Raw genomic sequence first — 15,715 nt, 5'->3', positions numbered from 1 at the left:
TTAACATGTAAGGTATTAAAACCTGAAATTGTAAGTAAGGGTAGGAATGGGCTGTCCGAAAATAGAAAGCATGTATCCTTTGACGATGCCGTTTTGAGCTCGGAAATAAACCGAAGACGGATTTTTGCGTCCCAATAAATTAAAGACTGCAAAGGTCCAGGAGCTGTGCGCCAATTTCTTGATTTTGTGATTCCCTTCTATATTCATGGACAAATCTACCCGATAGTAGTTCGGAATTCGGAATTGATTTCGGTCCGCATAATACACCCGTTGAACTCCTTCCAGTACGTATTTTCCGATGGGGGGCGTATAAGGCCGACCGCTGCTGTAGGTAAAGTTGAAGGAAAGGCTGAAGCGGTGCGAAAACTTATAATTGCTCACCAACGTAAAATCGTGCGGCTTGTCATAGTTGCTTGGATAATACTCGCCTTTGTTCGGAGCATCCGATGCGGTGCGGTCGTCGGCTCGCAACAGCGTGCGGGCATACGTGTAACTGACCCAGCCGTTAAGTTTTCCCGTTAACTTCTTAGCCATTAATTCTATTCCGTAGGCTTTGCCGGTGGTGGAAATGACGGCAGTTTCAATGCGGTGATTCAAAATGAGCGAGTCGCCGCTCTTATAATCAAGAAAATGCTGTATGTTTTTGTAGTACGCCTCTACCGAAAGTTCCAATTTATTGCCTCTCAAATTCCGATACAATCCTACCGCAAATTGACTTCCCAACTGTGGTTTGATGTACGAATCGCTCAATTTCCAGATATCCGTCGGCGACATGACCATGGTATTGGTCAATAAGTGAATGTATTGACGCGTAGTGTTATAACTTGCTTTCAGTGAGGTAGTACTGTTGACAAGATAACGTGCCGAAAGGCGAACTTCAGGCCCTTGGTACGTTTTGATGTTTTTCCCGGCCTCATATTTAGTGTTGCCTTCGGTGTTCAATTTTTCGATGGGCAACCCCGGCGTATAGTTGAATACAGTTTTTAGCCCTAAGTAATTGAACATGGAAAACCGTAGCCCGCCCGTTACTGAAAGCCGTGGGTTAACATCAAAACGATCTTCAAGATAGATTGCACTTTCTACGGCTTGCTCCGCTTCCAAAACGTCAGAGCGTAGGAGGGATTTTTCAGAGGTTGGTTGTAAGGTGCCCGGGAACAATTTATAATAGACCGAACTGACCCCAAAATCAATGGTGTGCTGACGATGCAGGAAATACGTAAAATCTGCTTTGGCCGAACTTTGATTGATTTCAAATTTCAAATCGAAAGCACTCGTAGGAACGCGCGTGCTTCCAACGGAGTATTGATAGCGACTGTAGGTTCCGACAAAAACACCGTAAAGTTTGGAATTGAACGTGTGTTTCCATTTGATAGAGCCCAATTGATTTTGATACGCATAAGTAGTATCACCAAACAGTTTAAAATTGTCGCTGCTCACGTAGCCCGAGAGTGTAATGCTGTTTTTCTCATTGACTTCGTGGTTGACTTGAAGATTGATGTCGTAAAACGAAGCTCTACTTTTATTAAAGGATGGATTTTCCAGTTTTTTGAAAACCCAATTGGAGTAGGTTGTACGTCCGGCCAAAATAAAAGAGGTTTTTTCCTTCAAAATGGGACCTTCTATCGCGAATCTACCCGTGAGTAAACCAATTCCGCCCGAGCCTACAAATTTTTTCTTGTTGCCATCGCGGCTGTTGATTTCCAATACGGACGATAACCGACCGCCGTATTTGGAGGGAATGGTACTTTTATACAATTCCACTTCTTTGATTACGTCGGGATTGAAAGCCGAAAAGAAACCAAAAAGGTGCGAGGGATTATAGATAACGGCATCGTTGAACAGAATCAGGTTTTGGTCGGTTGAACCACCACGAACGTTAAGCCCTACACTGCTTTCACTGGCTGATTTTACGCCCGGAAGGGTAAGGACCGTACGCAATAAATCAGTCTCCCCAAAAGCTGTAGGAACCTGCTTCATGGTTTTAATGCTGAGTTTCATTTGTCCCATTTGGGTACCTGCGATGTTGACATCCCGGCCGGCCGTAATGGAAACTTCTTTCAGCGCCGTTACACTTTCCTGCATTTCAATGTCCAGTTTTCCATCTCCGTACAGCACGATTCGCCGGTAGGTATCTCGCATCCCGATGCTCTTGATTCTCAGAGTATGCTTACCGCGCGGAATGGTCAGCGCAAAAAAGCCCAATGCATCCGTGGAAACCCCAATGGATGGAGATTCAATATAAACCGAAGCGCCGATGACGGGTTCGCCCGTTACGCTGTTTCTCACGTATCCCGAAAGGGTAGATTTTCCCTCCGTGATTCGTTGTCGTTGTGCCCCGATATTGTAGAGTTTACTTTCCGCCGTTGACAGTAATTTGTCCTGTTCTTCAGACGCAGGGGCTACGTAGGTGTTTTTGTCCGCATCCTCTTTATCGTTAACGTCAAATAAGTTGGAGGGAAGTTGGGTAATGAGTGCCTGGTCGGTAGTAACAAATACGCGCAGTTGGTCATCAATCGCAAATTTGAACTCTGTATCTTTAAAAACCTGCAAAAGCACAGATACCAGTGCTTGGTCTTTGGCTTGCAGCGTGATTTTTAAGCTGTCCAACAAAGACGCTTCGTAGTAAAAAAAGCAACCTGTTTGGGCTTCTGCTTCTTTTACAAACTGCTCAAAACTGCTATCGTTGAAAGTGGCGGTAATTCGTTTTTCGGGTTTGGTTTGGGCAAATGAGACCGAATGAATAAGCCCAAAAAAGAGAAGGAAAAGTAGGCAGAAGTTTTTCATGGGCGGATAAGTTGATCGTATTTAGTAGCCATTTGAACGAGCACCTTTTCTTTGTCTTTTCGGAAGTTGATACGCTGGTCGCGAAGGTGTTTTTTCAGGGCTTTCTTTTGGTCATCAAACAGGTTAAGTGCTGCCGTTTTGGAATGAATAGGGTGGTAAACTCCGTCTTTTTTGATGTAAAAAAACGTTTTGTCTAAAAAATACACGTTTACCCTGTTGTTTTCAATCTGTTCCTGCCGTTGTTTCATACGCCGTGCCAATACCTGCATTTTTCCATCATAGAGAAGATCATAAAACCCCGTGGAAAGATTGATATCCGCTTCTTTGTTTTCTTCAATCCGAATAAACCGATGATTAAGATAGGAAAAGTCTTTGATTCGCTCGCTTTGAAGTTGAATCAGTCCGGAGCGCCCCAAATATTTAATAACTACTTTGTCTTTTACAATATCATACAGCATCGGAATGGACTCAAATGATTGTCCATCGTAAGAGACAGACCCATCACTCCAGTCTTCACTCTGAAAAAATTGATGGTCTTTGGAGCGACTGTCGTAGATGTGGTAGCGAGGCCCGTTGTATAAGTGAGGCGATAAAATCGTAGCTGACTCATAAAGAGCCTGCGGAAGGGAGGGCGGATTTTTGGCAGTTATTGGAGCCGGCTCACCTGTCTGACCGTAAGAAGCAATTGATAGCCAAAAAGTTGCAATAAATACCGGTAAAGTTTTTTTCATATAGTGTGATATAGTGCGAAAAAGAGGAAATACAAAGACTCTAAAAGGAATTTTTTGGTTTGGTTTACTGATATGATTGTCATTGCTTAATGACTAATTATCAGTACGCCTGCGACACTTTCAACGTTGCCGAAAAGAATCAATTTTTCAAAACAAAGGTACTTCGATTATAGGCTGCAAAACAACCCAGTCCGTTCTTAATATTGGATGGAATCAAAGACGGCTCGGCAAATGGATTATTCCCGTCGAAATTTCGTACGGCAAGGTGGTAATCGTAATACGTTTTTTCGCAGGAAAGCAGCATTAATTCAATGTACTGATTGGTAAAAGGAGATGGTCCTTGAGAATAATACGTGTAGGCCCGCCCTGCGATGGAGACCAACAAGAGTCCATCGGTGCGTTCATCGGTAATAAACTCGCCTGAACGATTGTTTTCTCGGAAATTCAGCGGTTGAATATTGGGCATGTTCTCAAAAGTAGTAGGCCCTGTCTGTACCCGCTGAGTTTGAAAAATATATCCCCCTACGCGGTAGTAATTTACCTGACCTTCCGGGTCTTTCCAAACAATGTGATAGAGATAATCTTTTAGGGAAGAAGAAGCCCTTGCCTCCACCGAATCTTTTCGGATGCTTTGGATAGCTACAACTTTGGGTACCGTACATGAAGATTCAGCGGTCTCGCCGTTTCTAACTACTTTCAATTCGTAGGTTTTACCTTCCGTGATAGGCAATGCAGTAGCTTTTATGCGATAGGTGCCGCTTTTTGAATCAAAAGGAAGGGAAATGCTCTTTCCTTGATTGGATAAAGTAACGGTTGCGTCAGAAAGTGACACCGTCGTGTTATTACTTAAATTAAGACTCCCGCCAATGAGTTGTGTACTCAAATTGACGGCAATCGAAATGACCGTATCCTGCGGTGACAAATAGCCATGTACCACCAATTTGCTGTCGCTGCGGGGCAAAAGATCAGGGTCAACATCATTGACCAATGTTTCGCAGGAAAAACAGCTGATTGAGATGACTGCTATAAGAGTATTTGTCATTCTGAAAGAATCTAACAGACGCATAAAATGAGACAAATAATTGCTATAGGAGAAGTTTGGGAGGAGATTTTTCATGGAGTCTAAAATTTGAAATTATAACTCAGTGTTGGTACAATCGGAAAAATGGAAATGCGTTGAAGTGCCGTTTCACTTTTCACATACTTGCCGGCGGCATCATAGACGGGTCGGGTCGTGAGATTATAGAAAAAGGGATTTCGACGATTATACAGATTGTAAATACTCAATTCCCACGTTCGTTCGTGATGCCTTTTTTGTTTGTGAAATTGCAGACTCAAATCAAAACGGTGATAAGGTTCAGCCCTAAAACTGTTTTTGGGACCATAATCATTTACTCCGCGACCGTTGCTAAAAGGATTAGAGGTAACCGTGCGCTGATTTTGATTATAGTCAATGCGTGGTACCAAATTGTGCGTATAAGCCGTATAATTACTTTGAGGCAAAGTAAGAGCATTTCCCGTACCATACACCCACGTACCCGAAAGCGTAATGCGAGGACTGAATTCGTAAATTCCGACCACAGATAAATCGTGACGGCGGTCGTAGCGTGGATAAAACTTTTGACCAAAATTGAGTTCAGCAAATTGCCATTGCGTCCACGAAAGCGTATAGCCAATCCAGCCGGAGAGCTTACCTGTTTTTTTCTGTAATAATACTTCGGCTCCGTACGACCAACCGCGCCCGCTGGTGATGTTGTCATCCCAACGAATTTTGTCGGCATTAGTCGGGTCGTCAATCAGCAAAAAACTGGAGCCTTCTTTGTAGTTGACGATGTTGTTCATGGTTTTGTAATATCCTTCTACGGTTAGGGCAAGTCCCTGTTTTTCAAAGTCTTTGGCAAAGCCCGCCGCTACCTGACTCGATTGCTGCGGTGCAATTTTGGCCGTACTGGGTACCCACAAATCCGTTGGCAGACCAATCCCCGTATTGGAAAGCAAATGAATGTATTGATTCATACGGGCATAAGAGGCTTTAAAAGAGAGGTCAGGGCGAAGCATCAACGCTGCCGATATACGGGGTTCGGGACGAAAATAGTTGTGATTTTCTGCTTTAAAATGACTGAATCTAAGGCCCACGTTCATTTTAAGCCAGGTCGTAGGTTTCCAGTTATCTTCGGCATAGATTCCGGATTCTACGTTGTTAATGGCTTCAATCTCTGTTGTAAACTGGGCAATATCAGTATCCTTAACAACTACCGCACTCGGAGTAAATCGGTGCAGGGTACTTGAAACTCCAAACCGCAGGGCATGTTTTGGGTTAGGGAAATAGTCAACGTCGTATTTCAGCCCCCAATCCCGAACCCCTGACGTATAACGCAATTCGTATTCGCTTTGAGTATTATTGGTCGTAGTGCCTTCTTTGGCGTAGATTTGAAATTTATAGTTGCTGAAAATCAAAGAAGCATTGGAAAAGAGTTTTTCGTTGAAGAGGTGATTCCAACGAAGGGTGCCTGTTGCATTTCCCCAATTTAATCCACCTTCACTGGTAGAAGAGGAGCCTTTGTCTCGAAAGAAAAAACGGTCCTGACCAAAATAGCCGCTAGCGTACAGTTTATTTTTTTGCCCAAAATCATAATTAAGTTTGGCATTAAGGTCGTAAAAAAAATAGCCGGCTGAAGTATTGCCATTGTTTTGAGCGGCAATAATAGGTCGAGCCAGTAAATCCAAATAGGTGCGTCGGCCTGAAATAAGGAAAGAAGATTTAGCCGTTTTTGCTTTTCGTGACTTTAAAGGGCCTTCCAGCGTTAAGCGGCTGGCAATCAGTCCAATTCCGCCTTCTCCGTGGAGTTTTTCTTTGTTACCTTCTTTCATATTTAGCTCTACGACCGACGAAAGCCGACCTCCAAATCGCGCCGGAAAGCCGCCTTTGGTCAATTCAACACTTTTGAGAGCATCGCCGTTGAAGACTGAGAAAAAACCGAATAAATGACTGACATTATAAACGGGGGCATCGTCCAGAATAATCAAGTTTTGGTCAGGCCCGCCGCCGCGTACGTAAATACCCGTTTGTCCTTCCGAGCCTTTTTGTACACCTGGCATCAGTTGTAACACCCGCAATACGTCCTTTTCGCCAAAAAAAGCGGGTATTTTCTTGATTTGCTCTACGGGTATGTCAATTCGACTCATTTGGGCTGTTTGGCTGACTTTATCCGCCTCGTGCTTTCCTGAAATAACCACTTCATTCAATTGCCGTCCAATAGCGGTCAATTGAATGTTGAGTTCGAGATTACTGCGCAGTTTTACAGTACGGGTTTCGGTGCCGTAGCCTACAAACGAAAAGGCCAAAGTTACTGAATCGGCAGCGGGCAGCGTAATGGAATAAAAACCGTAGGTATTGGAAGTGGTTCCCGTGGTGGTAGAGGGCAGATACACATTGACGCCAATCAATTGTTCCTGACTTCCGCTTTCGCGGATATAGCCGCTTACCGTAAAACGCTGTTGAGCATACGCAGAAAAGGCAAACAGACTAAAAAATAAAAATAAACGCATGAGGTGGCTGTTTAGTGAATCAGTGGTAAGTTTGGCTTTGATTTATGGAATGAATCGGTTACGTATAAAGTCTATCAAAGAGTCAAAAAGGTTGGAATCAACCAAAAATAAATTATGTCTACTCTCCTCATCCTCAATGCCCGGGTTGTTAATGAAGGGCAAATTGCCTCAAAAGACGTTTTTATAAAGAACGGTATTATCGAACAAATTGGTACAAATTTGCAGCACTTGACGGCCTCCCAACTAATAGATGCCAAAGGGAAATACCTGTTGCCGGGCGTGATTGACGACCAAGTGCATTTTCGGGAACCGGGGCTGACGTACAAAGCTACGATTTATACTGAAGCCAAAGCAGCCGTAGCAGGTGGAGTAACGTCTTTTATGGAAATGCCAAATACGGTGCCTAATGCATTGACCCAAACGCTTTTAGAAGATAAATATCAGATTGCTTCACAAACGTCGCTGGCTAATTACTCTTTTTTTATGGGTGCTTCCAACGACAATTATGAGGAGGTAATGAAAACCATCTGTCCCGACGTGTGCGGAATCAAGATTTTTATGGGGTCTTCTACTGGGAATATGCTCGTTGATGCGCCTGAAGTCTTGGAAAAATTGTTTGCCAATGCTCCCTGCCTGATTGCCACTCACTGCGAAGATGAACCTACCGTTCGTCAACGTACCGCGTTGTTTAAAGAACAATATGGCGAAAACGTTCCTTATGACATTCACGCGCTGATTCGTAATGAAGAAGCGTGCTATAAATCATCCTCCATGGCGGTGGATTTAGCCAAAAAACACGGCACCCGCCTGCACATACTTCATATTTCGACAGGAGAGGAAACGGCTCTTTTTGAAGTAGGGAGCTATGGAAATTCGCAGGTTTCGACCAACGAAAAGCTAAAGAAAAAGATTACTGCCGAAGCCTGTGTGCATCATTTGTGGTTTGATGCCGAAGATTATCGTCGCTTGGGGACGCAAATCAAATGCAATCCGGCCATTAAAGCTCCTCATCACAAAGCCCAAATTTTTCAGGCATTGCTCGACAATCGCATTGACGTCATTGCGACTGACCATGCGCCGCATACATGGGAGGAAAAATCGAAAAGCTACTGGGAAGCACCCTCGGGATTACCATTGGTCCAACATTCGCTGAATATCATGCTGGAATTTGTGCAGCAGGGCAAGATTTCCATGGAGCGAGTGGTAGAAAAAATGTGCCATGCGGTGGCAGATGTGTTCCAAATCGACCGCCGTGGCTACATTCGAGAAGGCTACTGGGCCGATTTGGTTTTGGTAGATGTAGACCAATCAACGACCGTTACGAAAGAATCGGTTTTATTCAAATGCGGTTGGTCGCCTTTGGAAGGAACTACCTTTCAATCGCGCATTACCCATACCATCGTATCGGGGCATTTGGTGTATGCCAATGGTGTATTTGATGAATCTGAGAAAGGGAAAAGATTGCGTTTTACACGTTAACGTGGATCGTTCTGCATATTCAAAACGTAGAGCCGCAACATCTTGCGTATCTACGTTTTTCGGTTCACACGATATTTTACCCAATTCACCCCGTATTTAAGGGGTTTTGTCAATTTTATTTGGGAGGATGCAACCTTTTGTAGCACATTTGCATCATATCCTTGAAACTAAGTCGTCAACGGGTATTTGATAAAAGGCAGCTTTTCAAGACGAAAAAAATCAATTGCCACTTGTCACTTAAAATGGCCGCTTAACATTTTTTAACAAGAAACAAGGTACTTTGTATTGCATAATACCATACAAAACACATATCTTTGTTTAGACATTCAGCCATAGGACAAATTAAACGTCAATTCACTTAAAAAACTCATACAGTCATGAAAGCTATCATCCTCGTCGCCGTTCTGTGTTTGTTGAGTACTTCAGCTTTTTCAATTGGTCGTCCGCACAACGTATTTGCTACACACAAAGCTGTTACAGAGCGCGTTGCCAATCAGCCAAAGAAAAATGTACAAACCTCCATTTTGAAGAACGTAACGGAGCAGGCACAAAACGGCGTGGAGGAAACTCGTCAGGCAGCTTCGATGATTGGAAAATTCGTAGGTTTCTTTTTGAGAATCAGTCAATAACAATTGACAAAAAATATAATGTAGTTAGGGTTTAGGAAGATGGATAGACGCTGCTCAATTGATTGGCGTCTATCTTTTTGTCGCTACAAAGAACAATTCATTTCCTTGGCGCGGAAGAATAGAATTAGGGTTCAAATCAACGGTAATTTGGAAATCAGCTTCCTGAAAAAGAGCGCGGTATTCCGCTTCACTGCCTCCAAAAGGCGGTCCTCCTGCAAATTCTCGATTAAATAACAGCCCGGCTAAACGTCCGTCAGGGGCTAATAATTTCCTCATTTTCTGAAGATAGGACAGTCGAAGCGAAGGATTGAGTGCGCAAAAGAACGTTTGCTCCACAATCAAATCATAGGTGCCACTGTGTTCAAAAAAATCATTGCAGACTACTTTTAAACCTTGAGATGTGTATTTGTCGGTCAATTGTTGACACACAACTTCTGAAATGTCTACTACAGTTACCTCCTGAAACCCACACTCAATTAAATAAATAGCCTCGTAACTGTTTCCTCCGCCGGGAATTAAAATACGTAAATTTTTATCAGCCAATGTATCAAAATAAGCTTTCAACGGCGGCGAAATAGAACCAATGTCCCAGCCCGTTTGACCCGTACGGTAGCGCTCATCCCAATACTCTTTCCCTAAAATATCGCTCATTTATATTGTAAGTAACTATAAAACAGCTTAATTCGTCATTCGTTTTAATATTATACTGACTTCTCACTCCCGCTATTCATACACTTTCTCACCTTTGTTGAGCCAAATGCCCCACGTACGCGAATAAGCATGTACTTTTTGGGTAGGTTTTCCCTGATTGTCCACAATAGGATTGTCTTGGTTAACCCATTCAAAAATGCTTCCGTATAGATTTCGAACATTTCTATAGCCTGCGGCTTTCAGTTTTTCACCTACGCGCTCGCTGCGCACACCTACGGTACAATACACTACGATGGGCGTATCTTTGGGAAGGTTTTCTACTTTTTTGAGATCAAATTCATCGCAACCAACCCAACGGGCATCGGGCAAATGACTTACTTCGTATTCCCGTTTGGCGCGGGTATCCAAAAGAACTACGTCATTTTGCTCTTTTTTCAACTCATTACAACTTACCGTGGGCACAGTATGCTTGTACATACCTTCCAGCATTACTTTATAAGCTCTGCTGTTGGTTTGAGCGTTGGGTTTAAACCAAGAGAATAACATCAGAAATAAAAGAAGCGTACGCATTAGATTTCGATGGATAAATGAAGATTCAGTACATTTTGTTCGTCAAATTCGATAACTGTGGAGCGACGACCATGAATAAACGTATAACCCGTTTCAAGATTGACTCGTTCGCCTAAACTCCATATCAAACTTCCGCCGAGCCAAAATTGGTGAAAACGAATCGGTTTTTGTCCGCTTAAAACGGGTGGGTCATGGAAAAGCAGTTCGGTGACCCCATTGATACTTACAAAGGGCTTTAATTGATAACGAATAGTAGCCCGTCCGCGTATGCGCCCAACGGGGTGAAAATCGTTGGCTTTGAAAAAACGCAATTCCTGCAAAAACCGTTGGCGAAGCGTGAGTTTCTCATTCACTTCCTGATTGAACTCTACTCCGCCTGCATAACGAATCTCCTTTCCGATGGGAGCATTGTAATCGTCTGGTTTTCCCAACAGCTGATTGGAAACCATGTAACTGATTTGAGCAATGTGTACCCATACGGTATTTTGCGTATTTCGGTGCGTAATCAACGTTTGTCCCCCAATCATTAATGGGTTAATGGTTGGGTTAGAGCGATTTTCTTGGTAATTATTCTGACGCCTCCAAAAAAACGTCCCTACCAAATTCCAGCGGGGATTGGGTTCTTTGACAATTTGCATCCGTGACCAAAGGGTAAGGTGCGGATAATGTTCATGTTGTGCCTGCGAGAAAAAAGGCCAAAGCCCTGCTAAAAACAGAAGAAAAAGGCGTTTCAAGAGTAGTGGTGTTAAGGTATAGTTTATAGGCTAAGAAAGTTTTCAAAAATCTTTTGACCTACATTCCCACTGATTTCGGAGTGAAATTGGGCTGCAAAAAAGTTGTCTTTTTGCAGCATGGCCGAGTATTCGATAATGTAATCGGTTTTGGCGGCGGTTTGGTCGCAAAGCGGGGAATAATAACCGTGATTGTAGTACACGTAGTCGTGTTCATTCAATCCTTTGCACAACGGATTGTTGAGGTCATAAATGTCATTCCAGCCCGTTTGGGGCACTTTAAAGCTGTTGGTTCGCGGAAAGCGTAAAACATCTACGTCGAAAATTCCCATGCAGGTCGTGTCATTTTCTTCGGAATAACGGCACATGAGTTGCATTCCTACGCAGGTTCCCAAGACAGGCTGACGAAGCGAGGGAATAAGTTTGTCCAACTCGCGTTCGCGCAAATACGTCATGGCTGTACTGGCTTCGCCAACACCCGGAAAGATTACTTTATCGGCAGCGCGAATAGTATCGGGGTCGTCGGTCCATTCGTAAGTGGCACCTATTCGGTCAAGCGCGTACATAACTGACTGTACGTTACCTGCGTTGTATTTGATGATGACTGTTTTCATAACCTCACCCCCTGCCCCCCTCTCCATTTGGAGAGGGGGAATTGGAAATTATTTCTTTATTGATATAGGAATTTATTTTTATTGGAGTCCCAACATTTTAATGGCTGTGATGGCGGCTTCGTCCCCTTTGTTGCCGTGAATTCCTCCCGCGCGGTCGAGGGCCTGTTGCAGGGTATTGGGCGTTAAAACACCGAAAATGACGGGTTTATTGTATTTCAGGGCTACGTCGGTAAGGCCATGAGCTACCGCGTGATTGATGTAGTCGTTGTGTTTTGTTTCTCCCTGAATGACGCAACCAATGGCAATAACGGCATCAACATCGGGTTTTTGGGCATAGACTTGAGAACCAAAACTTAGTTCAAAACTTCCAGGAACACTGACCCGCAACACATTTTCGGGTTTTGCACCGTGTTCGAGCAAGGTTTTGTTGGCCCTTTCGTACAATGCTTCAGTTACTTCTGCATTCCATTCGGCCACTACGATTACAAATTTTTTGGTACTGATATCAGGCAAGCCTTCTGTAATAAATACGCTTAAATTCTTGTGAGCTGATGACATTTGTGGGTTGACAGTTTACAGTTCTGATTCCAAATTTTTTTGGTACTTTTCTACAAAATTAGAGTATTGCTGTCAAGATTCTATTTTTTTGTAATTTCGTCTTTCCTACAACCCCTAAAAACTATGAGATTTCTATTTGCTTTTTTATTGACAGTAACTTCTTTGATTGCCTTTGCCCAAGCCGATGTTCAGAAAAAGCTTCAACGTCAGCTTATTATGGCGGAAGATGGTGCCACTATTACGATTGATGCAGGTACGTTTTCTATTTTGGGAAGCCTTTCGCTGGAAGGTAAAAAAAACATTACCCTTCGCGGAGCGGGCATGGACAAGACTATTTTGAGTTTTAAAGGACAAACCGATGGAGCGGAAGGATTGCGAGTTAGCAATGCAGAAAATATAATTCTTGAAAATCTCACTGTTCAGGACGCCAAAGGCGATGCTATCAAAACGATGAACGTCAACGGAATTACCTTCCGGAACGTGAAAGCCGAATGGACAGGTGAGCCTAAAGCCACCAATGGCGCTTACGGATTGTATCCTGTCATGTGCAATAACGTATTGATTGAAGGCTGTGCAGCGATTGGAGCATCAGATGCAGGGATTTACGTAGGGCAATCCAAAAATATTATTGTGCGCAATTCCAGAGCTTATCACAATGTAGCGGGAATTGAAATTGAAAATTCAGTGATGGCGGATGTGTACGATAACGAATCTACTGAGAATACAGGCGGAGTTTTGGTGTTTGACTTGCCTGATTTAGTACAAAAAAAAGGCGGAAATGTACGCGTTTATAATAACAACATTCACCACAACAACTTCCCCAATTTTGCACCTAAGGGTAACATCGTTGCCAATGTGCCGCAAGGAACGGGTGTGATGATTCTGGCGACGAATCATGTAGAGATTTTTAACAACAAAATCATAAGTAACAATAGTATAGGCACAAGCATTATCAGCTACTTTATGACTGAAAATCGCATCAAAGACAAAGACTATTACCCTTATCCAACAGGTATTTACATTCATGACAATCTTTATCAGCGCGATCGCGTACGTTATCAGGGCAAAGGCCGCATGGGTCAATTGTTTCGGTATAAACTACGCTTTGGGAAAAAAGTGCCTCATATCATTTACGATGGCATTGTAGATGAGAAAAGTCTCGAAAACGGACAAGTAAAAACAGAAAGCCGCATCTGTATCCGTAACAACCAAAATGCGAGTTTTGCGAATATTGATGCGGCTCATAACTTCAAAAATGTATCACACGATATAAAAAGCTATGATTGTGCTCATACGGCGTTGAAACAAGCGGCAGTGAGTATGAAATAGCTTATTTTTTGTGAGAAGCTTCGTAGTGCATTTTTAACAAATCTTCACCCCAATCGTTGGTAAGGTCGCGCACTACGGAGTGAACGTGGTTGCCGTTATTTTGCGTGTTGTCATATTCAATCAGTAGGGTAGGGCCATGAATCCGGTAATAGTGGCCCTTTCCTGCCCCAATCGTCGGTTCCTTGTTGCCCATCCAAACAAAGCAAATTTCGTTTAAATCGGCTTTGCTGATTTTACTTAGTTCTTGGTCTTTGAGGGTAACGTGATAGCGGTTCAAATACGTATTAATCAACCCTTTGAACATTTCTTGCTGAGTGGGTTTCATGTCACGCAGCGCCAAACCTTCGCGTTTTTCAAGGTCAACGCTGCGCTTGTTGGTGGTGACCATATCGCTTGGGGCTTTGTCGGAGATCAGCACTTTTGTGATTTGTTGTTCGTCAAACGAATTTAACAATTGGAAAGCCGCATCTGCTTCATCTTTCAAAACCTGTTTGCCTTCCTGAATAAATCCAGGCAATACAATTCCCGGATTGCTTCCAAAAAAACTAGGTAAAAACTCTACTTTTCCGTCCACCAAGGTGAAATGCAGAGAAAGATGATGACCCTCCATGCTCCAAGCCCAAGGCTGTTTGGCATCTGGCGTTCCAAAAACGGCAAAAGCGTAGTTTTCTGGGTCGCGGTAGGTATCGTTTTCAGGGCGTTTTTCCACTTGGCGCAGCACATATTCAAGGCCAATAATTGCCTCGGTTTTTTCCATGCCTTTGTTACTGAGGGCTGTTTTGACGAGGCTCATCGCGGCTTTGCGTTGGGCATCGCTCATTTGTTTAAGCGGTAATCCTTTGCGTTGACGAGGGGTGTAATTCCAATCATATCGCCATTCAGAATCAAAAGGCAGATTGGCAGTGACTTTCTGTTCGGCAGTAAGCGTTGCGAGAAAAGTCTCCGCCGTTGTACGCATTTGATGGCTCAGGGTAGCCTTACCAAATGCCTGGAAAGCAATCAAGTAAACCAAGACCAAAAAGAGAGAAGAGTAGCTTTTCATAGTGGTATTTTCTGTTGAAAACCAATCTGTTGCAACTTTCTACTCTGTTGGTTTACAAACAAAAAGGCCGGAAACAAGCGCTCCCGGTCTTTCTTAGGGATAGAAATAAAATAAGGTGTACGTTTCTAAAATTATTATTTTTGCCACATGGCAAATTTTTATGATACCGAGATAGAGCGCTTTATACAGTTGCATTACAGCAGATTGTCAGAGAAAGACCGACGCCAATATGCGGCTATTGAGGCTGAGAAATTAGGTTTTGGCGGCAAAATGTATATCAGTAAACTATTGAGCATGAGTCGTCGAACGCTCAATAAAAGTATTCTAGAGTTAAAAAATGGGCGGTGTATCAAATGTAATGCTGCCTCTCCAAGTTGAATTGCCAAAAGCACCAACCAATCGCCAAGTTGTGCCACTTGTCCAATTTGGAAAAGGATAGCGACTTTCTGACCAGCCGGCTGACCCTAGCTCTAATGGTAGCATTGAAGCCTTCAATGTAAAAAGTCAGGTGTTTGCCAATTTTATGCTGGGCTGTTGGTATGATGCTTTTATAGGCATCCCAATGGTCGGTTTCAAAGTTGCAACTCTTCAGCAGGCAAGGAATCTTCTGCCAGAACCGCTTGGCCGCCTCAATACCCCTGCCACCGATGTGGTAGCCAACCACCAGGCGATGAATAGGGTCGTAAGCTACCCAGATCCAACGCTTGGTGGCATTCTGCTTTACGAATGACCACAATTCATCTGCCTCAATGCCAAAAACTTGTAGTTTTTTTATCTGGCCAACGAGCTGCGGAGGCAGCCCCAGATCCGTAGGTGTCTGCTCCCAAAAAGTATGGGCAAACGATTGTAGCCAACTCAGGCTCACCCCGAAAACCCCACAAATGGCCCGCAGAGACAGACGCTCTTTCAATGCGTTTTTAACTAACGCACTTGTCCATGCCGACTCCGTGTGGCCGTTGTTGATCACAAACTGACGACCACAGCATTTACACTGATGGTTCTGACGGTTCGCCGCTGCGATTACCGTAGTGAGTAGGGCCATTCTTTT

Annotated in this window: 14 protein-coding genes; 3 read left to right on the top strand and 11 right to left on the bottom strand. The window is 43.5% G+C overall.

Going from position 1 to position 15,715, the window contains the following annotated elements; all coding sequences use genetic code 11:
- Positions 1 to 15 precede the first annotated feature (15 nt).
- The 4 genes from Q0081_RS11705 to Q0081_RS11690 all read right to left on the bottom strand — a co-directional run bounded on the left by Q0081_RS11705 (position 16) and on the right by Q0081_RS11690 (position 7,064).
- Complete coding sequence (locus Q0081_RS11705; protein ID WP_298353144.1) at positions 16 to 2,784, bottom strand: TonB-dependent receptor; 2,769 nt, start codon at positions 2,782 to 2,784, stop codon at positions 16 to 18.
- Positions 2,781 to 3,515 carry a hypothetical protein gene (locus Q0081_RS11700; protein WP_298353142.1) on the bottom strand — a complete coding sequence of 245 codons (735 nt, stop codon included), beginning with the start codon at positions 3,513 to 3,515 and terminating at the stop codon, positions 2,781 to 2,783. Before Q0081_RS11700 ends, Q0081_RS11705 begins: the two co-directional genes overlap by 4 nt.
- 139 nt (positions 3,516 to 3,654) lie before the next feature.
- Positions 3,655 to 4,632: a DUF4249 domain-containing protein gene (locus Q0081_RS11695; RefSeq protein ID WP_298353139.1), complete on the bottom strand. Its 978-nt coding sequence runs from the start codon at positions 4,630 to 4,632 to the stop codon at positions 3,655 to 3,657.
- Positions 4,633 to 4,637: 5 nt separating this feature from the next.
- A complete protein-coding gene (locus tag Q0081_RS11690) occupies positions 4,638 to 7,064 on the bottom strand; it encodes a TonB-dependent receptor (RefSeq protein WP_298353136.1) in 2,427 nt (808 codons plus the stop codon).
- Positions 7,065 to 7,178: 114 nt separating this feature from the next.
- Between Q0081_RS11690 and Q0081_RS11685 the strand changes: the two genes are divergently transcribed.
- Positions 7,179 to 8,543, top strand: coding sequence for a dihydroorotase (locus tag Q0081_RS11685; RefSeq protein WP_298353133.1), 1,365 nt, complete (start codon positions 7,179 to 7,181; stop codon positions 8,541 to 8,543).
- A 377-nt stretch (positions 8,544 to 8,920) separates the two neighbouring features.
- Positions 8,921 to 9,172: a hypothetical protein gene (locus Q0081_RS11680; protein ID WP_298353130.1), complete on the top strand. Its 252-nt coding sequence runs from the start codon at positions 8,921 to 8,923 to the stop codon at positions 9,170 to 9,172.
- Between the two features lie 69 nt (positions 9,173 to 9,241).
- Here the strand turns inward: Q0081_RS11680 and Q0081_RS11675 are convergent, their stop codons facing one another.
- From Q0081_RS11675 to ribH, 5 genes are all read right to left on the bottom strand, one after another.
- On the bottom strand, positions 9,242 to 9,823 hold the full coding sequence (locus Q0081_RS11675; protein ID WP_298353128.1) for a methyltransferase domain-containing protein: 582 nt from the start codon (positions 9,821 to 9,823) through the stop codon (positions 9,242 to 9,244).
- A gap of 72 nt (positions 9,824 to 9,895) precedes the next feature.
- Positions 9,896 to 10,393, bottom strand: coding sequence for a rhodanese-like domain-containing protein (locus Q0081_RS11670; RefSeq protein ID WP_298353125.1), 498 nt, complete (start codon positions 10,391 to 10,393; stop codon positions 9,896 to 9,898).
- Positions 10,393 to 11,127, bottom strand: coding sequence for a DUF2490 domain-containing protein (locus tag Q0081_RS11665; protein ID WP_298353123.1), 735 nt, complete (start codon positions 11,125 to 11,127; stop codon positions 10,393 to 10,395). Before Q0081_RS11665 ends, Q0081_RS11670 begins: the two co-directional genes overlap by 1 nt.
- A gap of 23 nt (positions 11,128 to 11,150) precedes the next feature.
- Positions 11,151 to 11,738: an imidazole glycerol phosphate synthase subunit HisH gene (gene hisH, locus Q0081_RS11660; protein WP_298353120.1), complete on the bottom strand. Its 588-nt coding sequence runs from the start codon at positions 11,736 to 11,738 to the stop codon at positions 11,151 to 11,153.
- Between the two features lie 78 nt (positions 11,739 to 11,816).
- Complete coding sequence (ribH, locus tag Q0081_RS11655; protein WP_298353117.1) at positions 11,817 to 12,296, bottom strand: 6,7-dimethyl-8-ribityllumazine synthase; 480 nt, start codon at positions 12,294 to 12,296, stop codon at positions 11,817 to 11,819.
- A gap of 123 nt (positions 12,297 to 12,419) precedes the next feature.
- On the opposite strand from ribH, the gene Q0081_RS11650 reads away from it, so the two are divergent.
- On the top strand, positions 12,420 to 13,625 hold the full coding sequence (locus Q0081_RS11650) for a parallel beta-helix domain-containing protein (RefSeq protein WP_298353114.1): 1,206 nt from the start codon (positions 12,420 to 12,422) through the stop codon (positions 13,623 to 13,625).
- Position 13,626: 1 nt separating this feature from the next.
- Here the strand turns inward: Q0081_RS11650 and Q0081_RS11645 are convergent, their stop codons facing one another.
- Positions 13,627 to 14,667, bottom strand: coding sequence for a DUF3500 domain-containing protein (locus Q0081_RS11645; protein ID WP_298353112.1), 1,041 nt, complete (start codon positions 14,665 to 14,667; stop codon positions 13,627 to 13,629).
- A 349-nt stretch (positions 14,668 to 15,016) separates the two neighbouring features.
- Positions 15,017 to 15,715, bottom strand: a 699-nt coding sequence (locus Q0081_RS11640) for an IS1 family transposase (RefSeq protein ID WP_298353109.1), incomplete at its 5' end; no start/stop codon positions are given.

This window comes from Runella sp., assembly GCF_027484545.1.
Lineage (GTDB): Bacteria > Bacteroidota > Bacteroidia > Cytophagales > Spirosomataceae > Runella.
The sequence above is the reverse complement of the archived record's forward strand: the minus strand, read 5'-3'. Positions and strand labels throughout refer to the sequence as shown.